Source organism: Nocardiopsis sp. MG754419, assembly GCF_018207095.1.
Taxonomy (GTDB): domain Bacteria; phylum Actinomycetota; class Actinomycetes; order Streptosporangiales; family Streptosporangiaceae; genus Nocardiopsis.
Genome location: NZ_QOCZ01000058.1, coordinates 1 through 18,026 on the forward strand (window position 1 = coordinate 1; position 18,026 = coordinate 18,026).

An 18,026-nucleotide genomic window follows, 5' to 3' on the forward strand; every position below is an offset into this window, starting at 1 on the left:
AGGCGGGTGGGGCTGAGAGCAGGCCGAGGGTCAGAGTCGCGGCGGCCGTTGTGGCCACGACCGAGCGCAAGGGGAGCGGTCTCAAGAGGAAAGACTCCAAAGAAAGGGGGAAACGGGGGATAGGCGTCTCTGGCATCTCCAGCCAAAGGAGTATTGAGAGCGGGCAACCCGCGTGGACGTGGATGCACGGCGATGCTAGTCACCATCCGTCGATTTCCACCAGTGACCGAGAGCAAGAATGAACACTTTCAGTAAATAGCTTGAAAAGAGGTTTACGGTCTGGTGCAGGGGGCTGCGCAGTATTTCAGTGCTGTGACCAGCCCCTCTCGCAGGACCCGCTTGTGTCCACGGCCCCATCTCCGAGTCGGGTGACGCTGTGCTACCGGAGTGGAACCGGGGCCACCTGTGGCCACGGGGCAACAATTGATGCACTGCAACAGCCCGGTGGTGGACTCCCCCGTCATCCCTGCCTTTGCTTCGCCCTGTCTCGCCCCCTGAACAGCCTGCTGACGACACGGATGCGCTGCTCGGGTCTTGGTGGGACGTCAGGGTGGAGTTTCTTCCCACCTTGAAGGGGCGACATCGATGGCCCGGTGGCCACAGGTGGCCTCGGTTCCACCTTGGTGGCGTAACGTGACCGACCCCCGGTCGGCGCCCCGGAGCACGCCAGGGCGCAAAAGAAACCGCTGGCGAGAGATCCGGACGCTTCCACAATCCGGTGCGCAGAGTCTAAAACCTGGTTTTTGGAATTTCACGCAGGGTCATATTTTCTGCACTGGGTGACTGGTTGTTCCCGCCGGGCCGTGGCTAGCATCGCCGGGCATCCACTTCCTTTCGGATTTTCCGCTTCCGACTTGTATGCGTTGGAAGCAACAGCTTCCCCAATCTCCCGATTCCCCTTCTTGGAGCGAATTCCTTGGAACAGCACACCCCCGACGTGCGCAAAACCGACTTCTCGCGCAGAGGGTCGGTCGTGCTCGCCGCGACCGCGCTCTGCCTACCCCTGGCTCTGTCACCCGTCCATGCGGACACGGTCTCAACGCACGATGTGGACGGTGACGGTTACGCCGATCTGTTCGTGGGCGCCCCCGAAGGAGTGGGCGGGAACGGTGTCCGCGGTGGCTACGTGGCCGTGGTCCCGGGCGGGCCGGACGGCGCCGACCCACAGGCCGGTTACCAGGTCGATCAGGACTCTGAGGGGGTGCCTGGTGTCCCCGAGGTCGGGGACCGGTTCGGTGAACAGGTCGCCTCGGCTGATCTGGACGGTGACGGGCACGCCGATCTGGTGGTGGCGGCGCCCAGCGAAGACGTGCTCGAGTACACCGACGCCGGGTTGGTGCAGGTCGTCTTCGGTTCCTCCGACGGGCTCTCCGATTCATCCATCGGTTTGCACTCCCCGCGTCAGGAGCGCGGCGACACCGGGTTCGGCACCCACCTGGCCGTCGGTGACCTGGACGGTGACGGACGTGACGACGTGGTGATCAGCGCCGCGGACCACGTCGTGGTGTTGTGGGGGCGCAGCGATCTGTCCGAGGGCGGCAACGATCCCTCGGTCACGACCTTCCTCGCCACCGACGCGGTGGGCGATGAGATCTCCGGCCTGGAACTGGCCGATGTCACCGGCAACGGGTACCCGGACCTGCTGGTGACGACCGATCACGGCGGCAACGGTGACCAGGGCGACCTGCTCCTCTTCGCCGGTTCCCCCGACGGATTAGACCGGACGGCCCTGCACGAGCCGGTGGAGCTGAACTCGGCCCAGGCCCAGATGAGCGCCGGTGACATCGACGGTGACGGGCACGCCGACGTGGTCGTCACCCACGCCGACGGCGATGCCGCTCGCATTCTGGCCGGTTCGGCGTCGGGTCTGACCGGTCAGGGGCTGACCCTGGACTCCGACCTCGGGGATGACGCGGTGGCGGTCGGTGATATCGACGGTGACGGGCATGCTGACATCGTGCTCGGTGACACCACCGTGGAGGACGCCGACGGAGGCGCCGATGCTGGAGGCGTGGACGTGCTCTACGGAGGTCCCGACTGGTTGGACGGACGCGAACAGTTCTTCGTCCAAGGCTCGGACGGTGTGGCGGGAGCTCTGGAGGCCGGAGACCGGATGGGGGCTGCCGTGACGCTCATCGATCTGAACGGTGACGGCCTGCTGGACCTGGTGGCCGGTGTGCCGGGTGAGAACGAGGGCAACGGCGCCATCACCATCCTCTACGCCGACACCGACGGTCTGAGCGGTCAGGGATCACAGACCTTCGGTGGAGCCACGATGGGCATCGACGGCAGCGGTGCCGAGTTCGGCCACGACCTGTCCTGAACCAGTTCGCCATGTCGGGGCGGGCGGGCCGCGTTCACGGATCAGCGGCCCGCCGGTCAGGTCCCCACAGTTCAACAGGTTTAGCGGACTATCACCTCAACCGCGAGATCGACCCCGATGGGCGAAGACCGTGGGATCTGGCTGTGTGCTCCGTTTGTGCTCCGCAGTTCCGGACCGAGACGGCAGCGGGCGGCACAAGGTGGCACAGGACGGCATCCTGACTCGGATGGTGGGGGACGGAACGGTACGTAGCGACACGTGACGTTACGCCACCGTAGAACTCCCGCACCTATCGCAAGGTGTTCACCTTGCGGCATGGTGTTGACATGAGCGCGGATATCCCCCGGCGAGAGGCCTCGGGCAGCCCTCGCCCCACTCGCGATGAAACCATCAACGATGCTCTCAAGAACTGGGAACAACGAGAGAGGGAACTGGGCAAGGAACACGTCAAGGCCATGAGGCTCTGGGACGGAAAACCCCGGACACAGGACAAGATCCTGCTCGGCCTCATGATCGGTCTCCCACTGTTCCTGACCCTGACCATCCCACTGCGACCACTCCTGATCGCGGATCACCCCGTGCTCCTGGCCGCCATCACCGGAAGCTACGCCGCGATCGGGGCGGGCGGGGCCTTCGCCGGTGTCGGCCAGGGTGCGCTGTGGGTGGTCGTTCTGGCCGGCGTCATCGGCAAGGTCAAGCTGAACTGGTTCTTCTGGTGGATCGGTCGCCACTGGGGGTTCCGCATCATTCGATTCCTGGCGCCCACCGACCGGGCACAGCGCTTCGCCGAGCGTCTCAGAGCCATGAACCCCTGGGTCCTGCGTGTGCTGGTCGTGTTCGCCTACCTGCCCGGGGTTCCGAGCCAGATCGTCTGTGTCCTGGCCGGCACCAGCGGGATGAGGCTGCGCACCTACGTGCTCATGGACGTCCTGGGAGCCCTCATGGTCACCTCGACAGTGGCCTACATCGGTCACACCTCGGGGCGCACAGGTGTGGACGTCGTCCTGTTGATCGACAGGTACGCCCTGTGGATCATGGTCGCCCTGATCATGGTCATGGCGATGTACCCCGTGTTCCTCACTGCTCGCGACCAGCGGGCACGCAAGTCGGCCGCTGTGCAGGAGGCGGGCAAGGCCTACGACGCGGAGACCGAGCGCCTGGCCGCCGGAGCAGCCCCCGGGACCGGTGCCGAGGTCGCACAGAAGGTTCCCGAATCCCCCCAAGGCCCGGCGTCCGGCGAGGACCTCTGAAAGGAGGATCTCGACGGGCAGGGTCGGGGTTCGAAGAGGATCGCTTCAGGATGTGGCGGCCAAGACGTGAACCGTCCCCTCACCGTCAAGCCCCCACGATCGACCGACCCGGGCCATGGCCTTCCGAGAGGTGCCCCTCCTAATGCTGGTTCATGGGCATGAGCCTGCGCTGCGACCGGCTCGGGCAGGATGATCCCCCTGAGGATGACTCCAGGCTCTGGCGGTATCGCAGCCCCTCCCCCCGGCCGTGAAGGGTCGGCGGAGATCGGCCCGCGGGTCGGAGGTGCTGACGCGCCTCGGTGAAGATCGATGCGGTGCTCGGCGATGGGCCATCGGACGTGGTGGTGGTTCGATGACCAAGCGCTCCTGCACTGCCGGGGGTCCCGCCCTGCCCGGCATACCGGTTGCCTACTTCTCCGATGAGCACGTTTCGCGTCACCACCGGTTGCGTGACGAGGTGACCGCCGCTGAACCCGGGGAGTTGGCCCATCGGGGCGGCGACCGGGGATCACGCTGAGAACGAGCGTCAACGGGGGTGAGAGCCGCCGGGGCGCACCACACCCATGCCGGCTCGGACACCCCCTCGGCCTGCGCCCTGGTGTGAGGGATTCCGGGCTCTTCTGTTCTGGTGCGGCCGACGGCCACCGTGCCCTCAGCGGAACGTTCCTCGACCGCGTACCCGAGACTTCTTCGCGAGCGGGGCCGACACGGGCTTGACCCCGACGCGACGTCGTAGCGTGAGCTGTTCGCGTGAATCGGATCAACTTCTTCTATCTGGCCTCGTTCGGCACCTCGCTGCTGGGCAACTCGATCACCGCGATCGCTCTGCCTCTGGTGGTGCTGTTCACCACCGGCAGCCCCCTGGGCGCGGGCATCGTGGCGATCGCCGCCGCGGTGCCCGCGGCCCTGGCGGGGCTGCTCATGGGCTCCCTCGTCGATCGCATCAACCGGCGCACCGCCGCCATCCTCTCCGACGTCATCTCGGCCGTGGCACTACTGATCCTGCCGATCGTCGATCTCACGATCGGACTGAGCCTGGGCTGGTTCGTCGCCGTGGCCGTTCTGAACTCGTTCGGGGACGTGCCGGGCATCACCGCTCGGGAGGCGATGCTGCCGGCGATCGCCAAGGCCGCCATGATGAACCCCTCGCGACTCATCGGAGTACGCGAGTCCCTGGCCGGGGTCTCACTGCTGCTCGGCCCGGCGGTCGCGGGGATCCTGGTCGCCTCGTTCGCACCGGTCACCGTGCTCTGGATCACCGCTGGTCTGGCGGCGATGGCGGCGGTGCTCACCTTCGTCATCCCCAAGCGTGCGACCGTGCTCGCCTCCGACCCCGCGACGGCCTCCACGGCTCGGCCCACGACGTCCATGTTCCACGGCCTGGGGATCATCGTCCGGTCCCCGCTGCTGCGCGGGCTGGTCCTGCTGGGGTCGGCCCTGGCCATCGTGCTGGCCGCGACACAGGGCATGGTGATCCCGGTCCATTTCGCGTTCCAGGGCGAGCCCGGGTTCGTCGGGTTCGTGCTCAGCGCGCTCGCCGCGGGCCTGCTGATCGGTGGGGGATGCTTCGCGGCGTTCGGCCACCGCGTCCCGCACCGCGTGTGGTTCATCAGCGGCCTCGTCCTCGTCGCCGTGGGCTTCTCGGCCATCGGCGTCCTCGGCCCGGTGTGGTCGATCTTCGCCGGGGCGGCGATCGTCGGCATCGGTGGCGGCTCCATGAACGCCGTGATCGGGCTCGCGTTCATCGAGAACGTCGCAGACTCCCAACGCGGCACGGTGCTGGGCGCGCAGAACGCCGTCATGACCCTGGTACCCGCTGCGGGTATCGGCACGGCCGCCGTGCTCATCGAGGTCAGCGGCCTCCCCCTCACGACGACCGTGTTCGCGGCGCTGTGGATCCTCGCGGCGATCAGCGCGCTGCTCACCCCACGCCTGCGCCGCTTGGGACAGCCGGAGGCCTGATGCACCCCGAGCACCGTGGAGCTCTTCGCCTTCGGCGAACGATCACCCGGGGCTCTCCGCGTCGGCGAGGCGCACTGGAGCGCTCCTTCCTTCTCCATGGTGAGCGCTCCCGTCCCACCGACACAGCCCTGCCCGAACACGACCCGCGATGACCACGAGAAGCAGAGGTGACCGGTCCGCCCCACCTTCACGATCGGACCGCCGTTCACCGATTCCGCACCCACAGCGAGAAAGGAAACATACCCATGCGCATCTACAGAGACTTCCGAAGCGTGCTGAGCGAGAACTGGAGGACCTACCTCCTGCTCAACGTCGTCGTCTACGGAACTCTCATCGCGACGATGATCGTGACCCCTCTCATCCCCGGGATGTACGAGACGGGGCTCGCGAACATGGAGGCCTTCCTCGACGCGCCGGGCGCATCCCTCGTCCTCGATGCGTACGCCGGCGGCGACATCGTGCGGATCACGCTGTTGACGTTCCTCGCGAATCTCCTGTTCGCCGCGCTGCTGACGACGACCCTGCCCTCGCTCGTCATCCCCTTCTTCGGTGTGGTCGCAACGGTGTGGCGGGCCGTGTTCATCGGTATGCCTTACGCACCGACATCGGCCGAAGAAGGGATCGTCGTCCTCGCGACCTCCCCTGTGCTCGTGATCGAGTTCCAGGCTTATGTCCTGGCGATGCTGGGGTCCGTCCTCCTCTGGAGGTCGACCTTCGGTCACCGGCGGCGCGAACTCCCGTCGGCCTGGGCCGGGTACCGAGCGGGGGTCAGGGACAACCTCCGTCTCTATCCGGCCATCGTCGTCCTGCTCCTGGGCATCGCGTTGGTCGAGGGCATCACGTACAACATGCTGTACTGACGAGGAGGCCGGCGTCGGGAGCCGATGCCGCGTCTTCGGCGGCAACGGTGCCGGGGGTTCGCCCTCGGCCCTCGCGGAAACGGCCGATGACGATCCCGTCGGTCGTCCCCGAACGGGCCCCGTCCGCACGGCACCCGGGCACGCGACTGGACCGGCACGGGGATCCGAGAGGTGTCGTTGCTTGGCACAAACCGGTGGACCGGCGGGATCGGGAGAGGTCATCCTGACTGGATGACGACCCCCGATATTCCTCCCTTGTACCGCGACCTCGACTTCAACGGCCCGCTCTCGGATGAGCGGGCCGTTCGACTGATCCGCTCGCTCGGCCCACTGGCGGGCCGCCATGTCGTGGATGTGGGCTGAGGCTGGGCCGAGTTGTCGCTGCGTACGCCGGCGACCGAACCCACCGCGACCGGGTTCGGGATCGACCTCGGCGAGGGCGACATCCGGCATGGTCGGGACATCGCCGAACAGCGCGGGCTGACCGACCGGGTCGAGCTGGTGGTCGCAGACGTCGCCGCGTGGACGGGCGAGACCGCCGACGTGGTGTTCAACGTCGGTTCCACGCACGTGTGGGGCGGTGATCCGGCCGTGCAAACCACGCGACCCGTGACCGCCTGCGGGTTCCGGCGGTCGTCGTGACACCGGCCGCATGCGCGAGCGCTCGGAACAACGGAACGAGAACCCGAGGTGAGCGCCGGACCCTGCTCCGATGTTCCTGGTCGGGGCGTTCCTGATGCGCTCCAGCAGGTGGGTCGAGCGCCCGTGATCGAAGGTCGGTGGAGTACGCTCACTCCCTCATCACCCAGGAGGGCCGCGCCGTGAAATACACCATCTCGATCGAGATCGACCTGCCACGGGAGAAGACGGTCCAACTGCTCGCCGACCCGACGCACATGCAGAAATGGCTGCGGGGTCTGGTGCTGCACGAGCCGCTGAGCGGAGTGCACGGACAGGTCGGTACCAAGTCGCGGGTGGTGATGCGGACGGGTGGGCAGGAGATGGAGTGCGTCGAGACCATCACGCGCCGGGAACCGGCGGACCTGCACGGAATCCCGAAAGAGAGCGTCGTTCACTTCGAACGCGAGATCGTCGGCGAGGGCATGTGGAACGCTGCGCGCGAGCGGTTGACCGAGACCGGTCCGGAGACGACGCTCTGGGTGAGCGAGAACGAGTTCAGGTTCAGCGGCTTGTTGATGAGGCTGGTGGGGCTTGCGATGCCCGGCGTCTTTCGGAAGCAGTCGCGACGGCACATGCAGGACTTCAAGGCGTTCGCCGAACAGGGAAAGGACGTCCGGGAAGCGACGGGCTGATCTGCTCGCCGGTATCGACGACGGCCATGACCGCCGTCGGAGTCGCGGTGCGACGGGCCGCCGGACCGTGTGTCGCCGGAACCGGCTTCAAGGCCTGTTCCCGTCCGAGATTCGTGTTCTCAGAAGTGCCCACCCAACGGGCGACCACCTCGTGGATCCGCCGGTCAGGGGCGCCCTTGCTCTTCGGCCGCCTCACTGCGATCGGTGACCGTACGGTCGTCCGTGGTCTCGGACTCCGCCCCCTGCCTGTCGGGGTTCGGTGCGGTCCAACTTCCCAGGAGTCGTAGGGCCTCGGCCGTGGCGGACCGGGGCTCGACGTTGTAGACGAGCATGGTCAGCCCGAAGTGGGCGGGCATGGTGAAGGTCTCGTAGGTGAAGTCGAGTTCGCCCACCAGTGGGTGCAGGTAGCGCTTGGGGCCCGCGCGGTACCGCAGAACGTTCTGTTCGGCCCATGCCTGGCGGAACTCGGCGCTCTTGGTGGACAGCTCGCCGATGAGCGCGATGAGGCCCTCGTCGTCGGGGTTCTTGACCGCGGCGGCGTGCAGGAGCGCGACCTTGTTGCGCACGACGGCTCCGCGATCGCGGAAGAAGTCGTGCGACCGGGGGTCCAGGAAGAGGAACCGGGAAGCGTTGAACAGGCCGGACTCGTTCCCGCCCTCCATCGGATAGAGGGCACGTCCCAAGGCGTTGGCGGCGAGGATGTCCAGGCGCTCGTTCAGCACGAACGCGGGGACGGTGAGGGCGTCCAGGACGCTCTGCACCCCCGCCGGCACGCGGTGGGCGGAGGGGGTGTGCGTCCCGCCGGTCCGTCGCCGGGTTCCCTGGGCGAGGTTGCGCAGGTGCTGGTGTTCGATCTCGTCGAGCCGCAGGGCCCCGGCGATGGCGTCGACGACCTCCTCCGAGGCCCCAGTGACCTTGCCGCGTTCGAACTTGGTGTAGTACTCGACGCTCACGCCGGCCAGGAACGCGGTCTCCTCCCGGCGCAGCCCGGGGACGCGGCGCCTGCCGGCGAACGGCCGCATTCCGGCGGCTTCCGGCGTCAGCCTCGCGCGCCGCGAGACGAGGAAGTCGCGCAGTTCGGTGGGAAGGTCCATGGGCGTGACGATACGCACCCGAGAACACCGGTGACCAGGGTCCTGGTCAAAGGGGGGTCTGGCAGAACCCCCTGGGCCCGATCTCCCGGCCGGGTGCCGTCCGCGGCTTCGCCACCCCGCTGTGGAGGGGTCGCGCCAGACGGGGTACCGACACGCCCTGCCCGACCGTCCGCCACCGTCCTAGGTTCGAGGACATGCACACCATCACGCTCAACAACGGTGTCGAGATGCCCGCGCTCGGGCTCGGCGTCTTCCAGTCCCCTCCCGAGGAGACCGTCGGAGCGGTCACCGCGGCGTTGGAGACCGGGTACCGGCTCATCGACACCGCGGCCGCCTACGGCAACGAACGCGAGGTCGGACAGGCCCTACGGGAGTCGGAGCTCACCCGCGAGGAGTACTTCGTCGAGACCAAGGTCTGGATCGACGACTACGGCCACGAGGCGACCCTGCACGCCTTCGACAAGAGCGCCGGCAAGCTCGGCCTCGACGTGATCGACCTGTTCATCCTGCACCAGCCCCTCCCGACACGGTTCGACCTGACCGTCGAGGCCTACAAGGCCCTGGAGCGGCTCCTGGCCGAGGGTCGGGTCCGCGCGATCGGCGTCAGCAACTTCTCCCCCGAGCACCTGGAGCACTTGATCGCCCGGACCGACGTCGTCCCCGCCGTCAACCAGAGCGAGCTGCACCCCTACTTCACCCAGCCCGACGTCCAGCGGGCCGACGCCGCCCACGGAACGCTCACCCAGGCCTGGTCGCCCATCGGTGGCATCACGTTCTACCCGGGCTGGGGCGAGGACCGCGTCAACGTCATGGACGACCCCACCATCGCGCGGATCGCCTCCGCACACGGCAGGACGCCGGCCCAGGTGATGCTGCGCTGGCACCTGCAGCAGGGGCGCTCCGCCATTCCCAAGTCCGTCAAGCAGCACCGGATCCAGGAGAACTTCGACGTCTTCGACTTCGAGCTCACCGCCGACGAACTCGCCTCGATCGACACGCTCGATCAGGGCATCCGCCGCGGCCCCGAACCGGCCGGTCTCACGCTCGAAACGGCGGGCATCCGGTTCCCCGAGACCTGAGCCCACCCGGGTGCCGCGCGCCTCACCCGTCGACCGTTCACGGGAGTGATCACCGAGCAGCGACGGCTGCTCGGAGGCTGCCCCCGTAACCGATTGGTCGCGGGGGCTCCCCCCTCACTCCACGGGGCGATCCGCGTCGCTGAAGGCACCGGCTTCCTCGAAGGTCGGTGACCTCCATGCGGAATCCCCACAAGGAGGAGCGGCGGGGTGCCACTGGGGCGTCGGGTGCTCCGGGGGCGAGAACCGGGGCGGCTACGGGGTCTGGAGCGAGGCGAGGAACTCGTCGGTCTTCCTGACCTCGTCGCGGTCATGGGTGCTGACGTTCGCCAGGACCTCCGAGGCACCGGTGCGTTCGACGATGTCGGTGAGCGAGTTCTCCACCTGCTTCGGGGTGCCGATCACCGCACCGGCCAACCAATCGTCCACCGCCTTGAGCTTCCTCTCCCGGGTCGTGCCGTCGAGCAGTCGACGTACCTCCTCGACGGGGCGCTGCGCGCGGAACTCGCCGACGTCCCGTGAGTCCGCGTGCGCCCAGGCATCGGGCAGCAGCAGCTCGCGGGCGCGCTCCTGGGTCTTGGCGACGGAGATGTCCAGGTTCACCATCAGATAGGGCGCGGCGGCGGCCGAACCCGGGCGGAAGTCTCGGAAGTACGCCGCCAGCCGCTGCTCGTCGTGCACGACCGGCCCGCCGACCACCACCGGCAGGCCGAGCTCCGCGGCCAGGGCCAGGCCGCCACGGACGGCGAGCAGGAACACGGGTGGAGGCCCGACGTCGGGCCGGGCGGTGATCTCGGCCCGACCACTCACATATCGTCGAACCCGCGCGACCTCGTTCGGATAGTCGTCCTCGCGCAGTGAGGTCCGCCCGAGCGCCCGCCGGATCGGAGCGGTGAACCCGAGTGATCCACCCAGTCCCAGGTCGACTCTGCCCGGGTACAGCGCCTCCAGTGACAAGGCCTGCTCGGCGATCACCAGCGGGTTGTGGTTGGGCACCATGACCCCTCCGGTGCCCAGGCGGATGCGGTGTGTGCGGGCACCGATCGCCGCGAGCAACACGGTGGGAGCGGAGCCGGCGATGCCCGGGACCGCGTGGTGCTCGGCGGTCCAGAAACGGTGAAAACCCAGTTCGTCCGCGCGTACCGCCCGCTCGACGGTCGTCGCGATCGACTCCGCGTCGGGCTCGCCCTCGCGCGTCCGTGAGCGGTCGAGCAGAGAGACGCGCATCAGGTCCCGGCCTCCTCATCGTGGTTTGGCAGCACGTTCTTGTTATCCCTGTGCACGAAGCGTGCCCGCTATGAGCGCGTGCGCGAGTCGCACGGACGCCAGCAGTTCCGTCCGGCCGGCACCGAGGCTCGCGCGCACGGAGAGGCCGTGCCACAGGGTCTGTACGAGGTCGGTGAACGCGGCGGCGTCGACGTCGCCGAGCACCTCACCGTCCAGCACGGCTCGTTCGACTCGCTCGCGAAGCAGACGCTTGTCGGCGCGTTGCCTCTCATCGACGAAGGTGCGGACGTCGAGGGTATCGGGAGCATCGGCCATCGCGGCGCTGGTGGTGAGACACCCCACGTGGTCATCGCCGACCCGGGTGAACTCGTGCACGGAGTCGACGAGGAGCCTGTCGACGACATGGCCGAGGTCCGCTTCCGACACCGCCCTCTCGTAGATCGCGGTGTAGCGCCGCGCGTGCATGTGCACCGCCTCGGCGAACAACCCCGCCTTCGAGCCGAAGGCCGCGTACAGGCTTGAACTGGAGATTCCGAGAGCAGCGGTGAGCACGCGGGTCGAAGTGCCGGAGAAGCCGTGGCGCCAGAAGAGGTGCGCGGCGTCTCGGACGGCGCGGTCGCGATCGAACAAGCGAGGCCTGCCGGAGGGGCGAACGTCCATGGTGGAGATTATAGAGCATTTGATCCATAATATGGTTATGGAACGAACGCTTCAGAAGACGATCCCCGTGGCCCGGGACAGCTGGATCGGTATCGACGTTTACGGAGAACCGGATGGGCCCGCCCTGGTCATCGTCCCCGGGGTGATGAGCGACGCCCGGAGCTGGGGCGGGGTCGCGACCGCGCTGGAGCGCTGGTCCACGGTCGCCGTCGTCAACCGCAGAGGACGAGCACCATCGGGTCCCCTGACCGACGACTACTCCCTCGACCTCGAAGTGGACGATGCCATCGCGGCACTGGCCGAGTTCACGAACGTGCGGGTCCTGTTCGGTTGGAGTTACGGTGGCCTGATCTCTCTCCATGTGGCCGACCGGACGGCGCTCCCCCACGTCATCGCCTACGAGCCGATCGTCCGGCCTTTCGCCGCCCATGCGCTTCCCGAGTTGGAGGTCGCCCACGACGCCCGGGACCGGGATGAGAGCGCCACGATCGTCACCACGCGCATAGCCGGGATGGACGTCGAGACGATGGAGGCGCTTCGCGCGGACGCGAGCGTCTGGGAAACCCTCAAGCGCCTGAGCGAGCCCGTGTACCCCGAGACGGTGGCCCTGAACTCCGCACCGGTGCCCTCGGCATTGGCGGAACACGCCGGTCGAGTCGACCTGATCGTCGGTGGGCGCAATGCCGGTCTTGCGCCCTACGGGACCACGTTCGATGACGTCCGCCGGCTGGTCGGGGATGCCGAGACGCACGTTCTTGTTGGTCAGGGACACATGGCGCACCTCGAAGCGCCACGTGACCTCGCTGCGCTCGTGGACCGATTGGGTGGGCGGACGCCGGAGGAACCGAGCGCGCGGTGACCACGCCCCAGAGCAGCGGCAGGTGTGCGGCGGGTTCGGTGCGCGTGTGCGGGTGCGTGTCGTGGCGGCCCACTTCTCCGAGCAGGGCACCCCTGACGGAGCCGGGCGGGTCGGACGCGGACCCATCCGAGAGCGCCGAGCCCGCACACCCCGCACACATGACCCTGGCCCGCGTCACGTCCGATGACCGCCGGCCGAACTCCCGAACGCTTCCGGGTCGAGGCCGCCGGCGCCCGGCGTGGAGCGAGCCTTGCGCCTGCAACACATCCGGTTCCTGAGTCCGGGCGGCACGGAGCCGAGCGAACCTCGGGTCACCGAACGTGCGCGGTTCGGGTGAAGGCAGGGATCCCCGTCGCCGGGCCAGACCGTGGATCCGGGGTCCGCACACCTACGGAGTGAACGATTCGGGCGACTCCGGTTTGGCGGTACGGGAGACGGACGCACCACGGTCGATGGCCGCTTCGACCGCGCGGCCGATGCGGCCCAGCGCCGCGATATCGCGGTGCTCCAGACCGTCGATGAGGTATTCGCGGACCGCGGCGACATGGCCGGGGGCCGCCGCGACGACCTCCTGGAACCCGGCGTCGGTCAGGGTGGCGTTGGTGCGTCGGCCCAGTCCGGGGATACGGGCGCGCGTGATCAGTCCGCGCTTTTCCAACCGCCCGACGACGTGCGACAGCCGCGAGAGCGAGGCCGCGGTGCGCACGGCCAGCGCGCTCATCTGCATGGTGCGGTCCGGTTCCTCCGAAAGGACCGACAGCACCATGTACTCGAAGAACGTCATCCCCGACTCACGCTGCATCCGCGCGTCCAGGGCGGCGGGCAGGCTGACCATGATCGCCGAGTTGGCCAGCCAGGCCGCCCGCTCCTCGTCGTTCAGCCAGCGGACGCCGTCATCCGGCCCCGTGGACCCTCCCCCGTCGCCTCCTTCGGCGGCGGCCGAAGTCGCCCCGGCCTCCCGTGGGTCCGGGTCCGACTCTTCCCCTGTGCGGCCGTCGACTCTGCTCATGGGTTCCAACCTACCCCACTTGTTGAAGCATCAAGTTGAATCGTGTAATTATTGATGCATCAAGTTCTCGCGTGGTCAACGGCAGGATGACACGCCGCAGAGAGGAACACGTCATGGACACCACCCTCCTGGGAGGACTCGAGGTATCCCGCGTCGGGCTCGGAACGATGGGGATGTCGGCCTTCTACACCGGAGCCAACTCCGACGACGACGCGTCGATCCGGACGATCCACCGCGCGTTGGACATCGGCGTCACACATCTGGACACGGCCGAGGCCTATGGCCCCTACACCAACGAGGAACTGCTGGGCCTCGCCCTGAAGGGGCGCCGCGACCGCGTGGCCGTGGCCACCAAGTTCGGCCTCGTCTCGTACACGGGCCGCCCCGGTATGGACGGCTCCCCGGCCAATGTCCGCCGCGCCGTGGAGGGCTCCCTGAAACGGTTGGGCACCGACCACATCGACCTGTACTACCAACACCGGATCGACCCCGACATCCCCATCGAGGAGACCGTCGAGGCACTGTCGGAGCTCGTGGCCCAGGGCAAGGTGGGCCACATCGGACTGTCCGAGGCCTCCGCGTCCACGATCCGTCGAGCCCACGCCGTCCACCCGTTGGCCGCAGTCCAGACCGAGTACTCCCTGTGGACCCGCGACCCCGAGACCGAGGTACTACCCGCCCTGCGCGAGCTCGGGATCGGCCTGGTGCCCTACTCCCCGCTCGGGCACGGCTTCCTCACCGGGAAGATCCGCTCCCTGGACGGCCTGGCTCCCGACGACTGGCGCCGCACGAACCCGCGCTTCACCGGCGGCAACCTGGAACGCAACCTGCGCATCGCCGACCAGGTGAGCGAGATCGCCCACGAGGCCGGCGCCACACCCGCGCAGATCGCGCTGGCCTGGCTGCTCGCGCAGGGCGCAGGTATCGCTCCCATCCCGGGCACCAGGCACATCGACCGACTCGCAGAGAACAGCGCCGCCGACGCCGTCCGGCTCACCGCCGACCAGCTCTCCCGTCTGAACGGACTGGGTCCGGCGTTCGGAGAGCGTCACGACCAGGGTGGAATGGCCGCCGTCGACCGCTGACAGGGCCGCTCCGCGGTTCCGGGAGCGACCCTGTCGGTGAGGGAACCGACGGAAGTCCGCAGACCCGGGCCCGGAAGCCGCGCCCCGACCACACCAAGGCCCCGACGGCAGGGAGAAGCCGTGCCGTCGTGACGAAGGGAACCGTTCATCATGTCCGACCAGAGGATCCGCGTCGGCGTCGTCGGAGCCGACACCAGGGCGAGCTGGGCCGGAGGATCACACATCCCGGCGCTGTCCGCACATCCCGGGCTCGTGCTCACGGCCGTGGCGACCCGGCGGGAGGAGAGCGCCCGCGCGGCCGCCGAGGCCTTCGGCGCCCGGCGCTGGTTCTCCGACCCGTTCGAGCTCATCCGCGACCCGGCGATCGACCTCGTCACGGTGGCCGTCAAGGTCCCGGCCCACCGCGAGCTCGTGCTCGCCGCCCTCAAGGAAGGCAAGGCCGTGTACTCGGAGTCCCCGCTGGGGGCGACCGTCGAGGAGACACGAGAGATGGCGGACGCGGCCGGTTCCCTGCACACGGCGATCGGCCTCCAAGGGCGCCACAACCCCTCCGTGCGCCGCGCCGTGGAGATCATCGGTGGAGGGCGGCTCGGCCGGTTGCTCTCGGCACGCGTGAGCGCCACGACCTTCGGCAACGGACCGGAGTCGGTCAGCGCCTACGCGTACTTCGACCAGGAGGCGGCCGGAGCCGGATTCCTGAAGATCGCCGTCGCCCACGTCCTGGACGTGGTCGAGGCGGTTCTGGGCGACATCACCGAGATCGACGCACGAACGGAGCTGCTCTGGCCGACGGTCCGGCTGACGGACACCGGCGGGACCACCGTACGTGAGGTGCCCGACCACCTCGACGCCATCGTCAAGACCGGGTCGGGTGCCCCCGTGGGGGTCCAGGTCCTGGCGGGAGTGCCCGAGCACGAGGCCGGTTTCCGTCTGGAGGTGCGTGGAGAGCAGGGGTGGCTCCGACTCACGGGGCACCACCCCGCGGGCGTGCAGGTCGGTGACCTCACCCTGACCTCGAGCGTGGACTTTCCCGCGCCGGACGCGCCCGTGGCCACGGGTAACGGACCGACCGCGCCGCAGGTGTGGAACGGGGCGTCCATCAACGTGGGTGAGGTGTACGCCTCCCTCGCACGCGACATCCGAGACGGGACCTTCCACACACCGGGGTTCGGTCACGCCCTCCACAACAGCCGGCTGATCGCCCGGGTCGAGCGGGCCGCGCGCACCGGCACCCGGCAGTAGCGGGCGGATCCGCACCTGCGCCCCTGCGGTATCGGCTCCCGCGGATCTGGAAGTCGCCCCTCGCGACCCCCGCAGAAGCGAGGGGTCGCAACGGCCGCGAGAACTCCGGGTCGGTCGCGGGGGCCTGATGGCGTCGGCCTCAGGCGAGGGCGGGGACCGCCCCTCCCCCGCGCCCCGCGCTGTGCGCCCTCGAAGGCTCCGGCTCTGGGGCCGCCGCATGGGAGGGGCGGATCAGGCCGACGGGTCAACGGCGTATCGGGCGAGCATGGTCCGCACGGCTTGCTCGACGGCGTAGTGGGTGTCGGAGGAGGCCGGTTTCCAGTCGATCAGCAGCATGCTCGGCCACAGGACGTAATTGGCGATCATGCCGAGGAACTGGTTGGCGGCGCTCTCGGCGTCAGGGACATCGGCGTTGCCGGCCTCGTGCTCGGCCTCCAGGTACTGCTGGACGGAAGCGAAGTAGGGCAGTTTGCCGAGCTGGAACTGCATCCTCCCCAGTTCGGGGAAACGGGGCAGTTCGGCGATGACGATGCGGAACAGGGCTGTCATGCCGGGCCGGCCGATGAGATCGGCATAGCGGTCACCGATGGACTGCAGCCCGGAGCGCAGATCCCCAGCCTCAGGTCGCGCGACGGTGCCGCCGGCGTCACGTTGCCAGGACTCGATGACGATGGCCTCGAAGAGAGCCGCCTTGGTGGGGAACTGCTTGAAGAGGGTGGACTTGGAGACCGCCGCCGCTTCGGCGATGCGGGCGAGCGAGGTGCCGTCGTAGCCGCGGTCCAGGAACAACTCCGTGGCTGCGGCGATGATCGACTCGCGCTTGTGCTGGGTGAGTCGGCGGTGATGTGCGGAGAGCTCTGCTGCCATGTACGCAGTATGCCCCAAACCCGAGGCGAGTCACTTGACTCGGTTCTTTTCTTCTGTGTACGGTGCGGAAGCAAGCCGAGTCACTCGACTCGCATCTAATCCGTGGCGCCTCCTGTCTTTCGGGTGCCATACGAGGAAGGGTTATGTCATGGCAGACACCGAGATCGCCTTGGTGACCGGCGCCAACCGCGGCCTGGGACGGAGTACCGCCCTCGCCCTCGCGGCACGCGGGATACGTGTCGTCGTCACCCATCGCGGCGACGCGGACGGCGCCGAGGAGACGGCACGTCAGGTGCGGGCCGCGGGCGGGACCGCCGCCGTTCTGCGACTCGACATCAGCGACGTCCCCACTTTCACGACCTTCGTCGCCGAACTGGGCCGACTGCTGGATAGCTGGGGTGAAGCTTCGCGGCTCGACATCGTGGTCAACAACGCGGGGGTGGGCGTTTTCGGCCCGTTGGAGGCCGTCACCCTCGACGACTTCGACACCGTGTTCGACACGAATGTCCGGGGCACGTTCTTCCTCATCCAGGCGCTTCTGCCGATGCTGGCTCAGGGCGCCGGCATCATCAACGTCTCGTCGTCACTGACGCGCCACACCAGCCCCGCGACCTCGGTCTACTCAGCGTCCAAGGCAGCCGTCGAGGCCCTGAGCCGGACGTTGGCCGCAGAGCTGGGCCTCCGCGGCATCCGGGTCAACTCCATCGCTCCGGGGCCGACCGCCACCGACTTCAACGGCGGGGCCATGCGGGACGACGCCGAGATGCGCCAGGGTCTTGCCGGCCAGACCGCGCTCGGCCGCGTCGGCGAACCCGAGGAGATCGGCGACGCCATCGCCACGTTGGCCTCCGAGGGCCTGAGCTGGGTCACGGCTCAGCGTCTCGAGGTGTCCGGCGGCGCGTTCCTCTGATGCCGAGGAAGCCCCCGCAACCCTCGGACGCGGGGGCCACGAAGCGATGGGGCCGCGGCTCTCCATCAGAGGTGGACGTGTCCGGGAGTGGGCTGCGGTGGGAACCTCCCGCAGGGCCTTGCGCCGTCCCCGACGAGTGACCGGCGCGAGCGAGGCCTCGTGTTCATGGGGACGATGGGGTCGACGGTATCCGGCCGGCCAGGCGGTGATCGGGATGGGTCCGCAGGGCGTCGGCGCCTCCACCCCCACCGGGGTTGCTGTGGGAAGAAAGGGGTTGATGAGGGCGGGT

At 68.5% G+C, this 18,026-nt stretch carries 17 protein-coding genes; 12 read left to right on the forward strand and 5 right to left on the reverse strand.

Annotation, left to right across the window (positions count from 1 at the left end; translation table 11 throughout):
- The first annotated feature begins 916 nt into the window (after nucleotides 1-916).
- The 7 genes from DSY14_RS13395 (at nucleotide 917) to DSY14_RS13420 (ending at nucleotide 7,708) form a co-directional block, all read left to right on the forward strand.
- On the forward strand, nucleotides 917-2,323 hold the full coding sequence (locus DSY14_RS13395) for an FG-GAP-like repeat-containing protein (RefSeq protein WP_211716865.1): 1,407 nt from the start codon (nucleotides 917-919) through the stop codon (nucleotides 2,321-2,323).
- 326 nt (nucleotides 2,324-2,649) lie between these two features.
- Nucleotides 2,650-3,573: a DedA family protein gene (locus DSY14_RS13400; protein WP_211716866.1), complete on the forward strand. Its 924-nt coding sequence runs from the start codon at nucleotides 2,650-2,652 to the stop codon at nucleotides 3,571-3,573.
- Between the two features lie 750 nt (nucleotides 3,574-4,323).
- A complete protein-coding gene (locus tag DSY14_RS13405; RefSeq protein WP_211716867.1) occupies nucleotides 4,324-5,535 on the forward strand; it encodes an MFS transporter in 1,212 nt (403 codons plus the stop codon).
- Between the two features lie 245 nt (nucleotides 5,536-5,780).
- Nucleotides 5,781-6,395, forward strand: coding sequence for a hypothetical protein (locus tag DSY14_RS13410; RefSeq protein WP_211716868.1), 615 nt, complete (start codon nucleotides 5,781-5,783; stop codon nucleotides 6,393-6,395).
- A gap of 231 nt (nucleotides 6,396-6,626) precedes the next feature.
- A complete protein-coding gene (locus DSY14_RS29610) occupies nucleotides 6,627-6,758 on the forward strand; it encodes a hypothetical protein (RefSeq protein ID WP_374224008.1) in 132 nt (43 codons plus the stop codon).
- A gap of 12 nt (nucleotides 6,759-6,770) precedes the next feature.
- On the forward strand, nucleotides 6,771-7,037 hold the full coding sequence (locus DSY14_RS29615; protein ID WP_374224009.1) for a cyclopropane-fatty-acyl-phospholipid synthase family protein: 267 nt from the start codon (nucleotides 6,771-6,773) through the stop codon (nucleotides 7,035-7,037).
- Nucleotides 7,038-7,216: 179 nt separating this feature from the next.
- Nucleotides 7,217-7,708: an SRPBCC family protein gene (locus DSY14_RS13420; RefSeq protein WP_307851215.1), complete on the forward strand. Its 492-nt coding sequence runs from the start codon at nucleotides 7,217-7,219 to the stop codon at nucleotides 7,706-7,708.
- A gap of 164 nt (nucleotides 7,709-7,872) precedes the next feature.
- Here DSY14_RS13420 and DSY14_RS13425 read toward each other — a convergent pair whose 3' ends face one another.
- Nucleotides 7,873-8,802, reverse strand: coding sequence for a helix-turn-helix domain-containing protein (locus DSY14_RS13425; RefSeq protein ID WP_211716869.1), 930 nt, complete (start codon nucleotides 8,800-8,802; stop codon nucleotides 7,873-7,875).
- Between the two features lie 194 nt (nucleotides 8,803-8,996).
- Here DSY14_RS13425 and DSY14_RS13430 point away from each other — a divergent pair, with 194 nt between their 5' ends.
- Nucleotides 8,997-9,881 carry an aldo/keto reductase gene (locus tag DSY14_RS13430; protein ID WP_211716870.1) on the forward strand — a complete coding sequence of 295 codons (885 nt, stop codon included), beginning with the start codon at nucleotides 8,997-8,999 and terminating at the stop codon, nucleotides 9,879-9,881.
- Nucleotides 9,882-10,133: 252 nt separating this feature from the next.
- Here DSY14_RS13430 and DSY14_RS13435 read toward each other — a convergent pair whose 3' ends face one another.
- Both DSY14_RS13435 and DSY14_RS13440 read right to left on the reverse strand, forming a co-directional pair.
- Nucleotides 10,134-11,105, reverse strand: coding sequence for an MsnO8 family LLM class oxidoreductase (locus DSY14_RS13435; RefSeq protein WP_211716871.1), 972 nt, complete (start codon nucleotides 11,103-11,105; stop codon nucleotides 10,134-10,136).
- Nucleotides 11,106-11,147: 42 nt separating this feature from the next.
- On the reverse strand, nucleotides 11,148-11,765 hold the full coding sequence (locus DSY14_RS13440) for a TetR/AcrR family transcriptional regulator (protein ID WP_211716872.1): 618 nt from the start codon (nucleotides 11,763-11,765) through the stop codon (nucleotides 11,148-11,150).
- A gap of 37 nt (nucleotides 11,766-11,802) precedes the next feature.
- Between DSY14_RS13440 and DSY14_RS13445 the strand changes: the two genes are divergently transcribed.
- The gene (locus DSY14_RS13445) at nucleotides 11,803-12,624 is read left to right on the forward strand and encodes an alpha/beta fold hydrolase (protein WP_211716873.1); all 822 of its coding nucleotides are present in this window, start codon (nucleotides 11,803-11,805) and stop codon (nucleotides 12,622-12,624) included.
- A gap of 388 nt (nucleotides 12,625-13,012) precedes the next feature.
- Here the strand turns inward: DSY14_RS13445 and DSY14_RS13450 are convergent, their stop codons facing one another.
- Nucleotides 13,013-13,633 carry a MarR family winged helix-turn-helix transcriptional regulator gene (locus DSY14_RS13450; protein WP_211716874.1) on the reverse strand — a complete coding sequence of 207 codons (621 nt, stop codon included), beginning with the start codon at nucleotides 13,631-13,633 and terminating at the stop codon, nucleotides 13,013-13,015.
- 113 nt (nucleotides 13,634-13,746) lie between these two features.
- Here DSY14_RS13450 and DSY14_RS13455 point away from each other — a divergent pair, with 113 nt between their 5' ends.
- Together DSY14_RS13455 and DSY14_RS13460 are read left to right on the forward strand one after the other, a co-directional pair.
- A complete protein-coding gene (locus tag DSY14_RS13455) occupies nucleotides 13,747-14,718 on the forward strand; it encodes an aldo/keto reductase (RefSeq protein WP_211716875.1) in 972 nt (323 codons plus the stop codon).
- 150 nt (nucleotides 14,719-14,868) lie between these two features.
- Nucleotides 14,869-15,960: a Gfo/Idh/MocA family protein gene (locus DSY14_RS13460; RefSeq protein WP_211716876.1), complete on the forward strand. Its 1,092-nt coding sequence runs from the start codon at nucleotides 14,869-14,871 to the stop codon at nucleotides 15,958-15,960.
- Between the two features lie 231 nt (nucleotides 15,961-16,191).
- On the opposite strand, the gene DSY14_RS13465 is transcribed toward DSY14_RS13460, so the two are convergent.
- Complete coding sequence (locus tag DSY14_RS13465) at nucleotides 16,192-16,827, reverse strand: TetR/AcrR family transcriptional regulator (RefSeq protein WP_211716877.1); 636 nt, start codon at nucleotides 16,825-16,827, stop codon at nucleotides 16,192-16,194.
- 148 nt (nucleotides 16,828-16,975) lie between these two features.
- Between DSY14_RS13465 and DSY14_RS13470 the strand changes: the two genes are divergently transcribed.
- Nucleotides 16,976-17,737: an SDR family NAD(P)-dependent oxidoreductase gene (locus DSY14_RS13470; protein ID WP_211716878.1), complete on the forward strand. Its 762-nt coding sequence runs from the start codon at nucleotides 16,976-16,978 to the stop codon at nucleotides 17,735-17,737.
- Nucleotides 17,738-18,026: the final 289 nt, after the last annotated feature.

Coding starts and splice junctions, on each gene's coding strand:
- DSY14_RS13400 (WP_211716866.1), top strand. CDS start 2,650: ATGAGCGCGGATATCCCCCGGCGAGAGGCCTCGGGCAGCCCTCGCCCC.
- DSY14_RS13410 (WP_211716868.1), top strand. CDS start 5,781: ATGCGCATCTACAGAGACTTCCGAAGCGTGCTGAGCGAGAACTGGAGG.
- DSY14_RS29610 (WP_374224008.1), top strand. CDS start 6,627: ATGACGACCCCCGATATTCCTCCCTTGTACCGCGACCTCGACTTCAAC.
- DSY14_RS13425 (WP_211716869.1), bottom strand. CDS start 8,802: ATGGACCTTCCCACCGAACTGCGCGACTTCCTCGTCTCGCGGCGCGCG.
- DSY14_RS13430 (WP_211716870.1), top strand. CDS start 8,997: ATGCACACCATCACGCTCAACAACGGTGTCGAGATGCCCGCGCTCGGG.
- DSY14_RS13435 (WP_211716871.1), bottom strand. CDS start 11,105: ATGCGCGTCTCTCTGCTCGACCGCTCACGGACGCGCGAGGGCGAGCCC.
- DSY14_RS13440 (WP_211716872.1), bottom strand. CDS start 11,765: ATGGACGTTCGCCCCTCCGGCAGGCCTCGCTTGTTCGATCGCGACCGC.
- DSY14_RS13445 (WP_211716873.1), top strand. CDS start 11,803: ATGGAACGAACGCTTCAGAAGACGATCCCCGTGGCCCGGGACAGCTGG.
- DSY14_RS13450 (WP_211716874.1), bottom strand. CDS start 13,633: ATGAGCAGAGTCGACGGCCGCACAGGGGAAGAGTCGGACCCGGACCCA.
- DSY14_RS13455 (WP_211716875.1), top strand. CDS start 13,747: ATGGACACCACCCTCCTGGGAGGACTCGAGGTATCCCGCGTCGGGCTC.
- DSY14_RS13460 (WP_211716876.1), top strand. CDS start 14,869: ATGTCCGACCAGAGGATCCGCGTCGGCGTCGTCGGAGCCGACACCAGG.
- DSY14_RS13465 (WP_211716877.1), bottom strand. CDS start 16,827: ATGGCAGCAGAGCTCTCCGCACATCACCGCCGACTCACCCAGCACAAG.
- DSY14_RS13470 (WP_211716878.1), top strand. CDS start 16,976: ATGGCAGACACCGAGATCGCCTTGGTGACCGGCGCCAACCGCGGCCTG.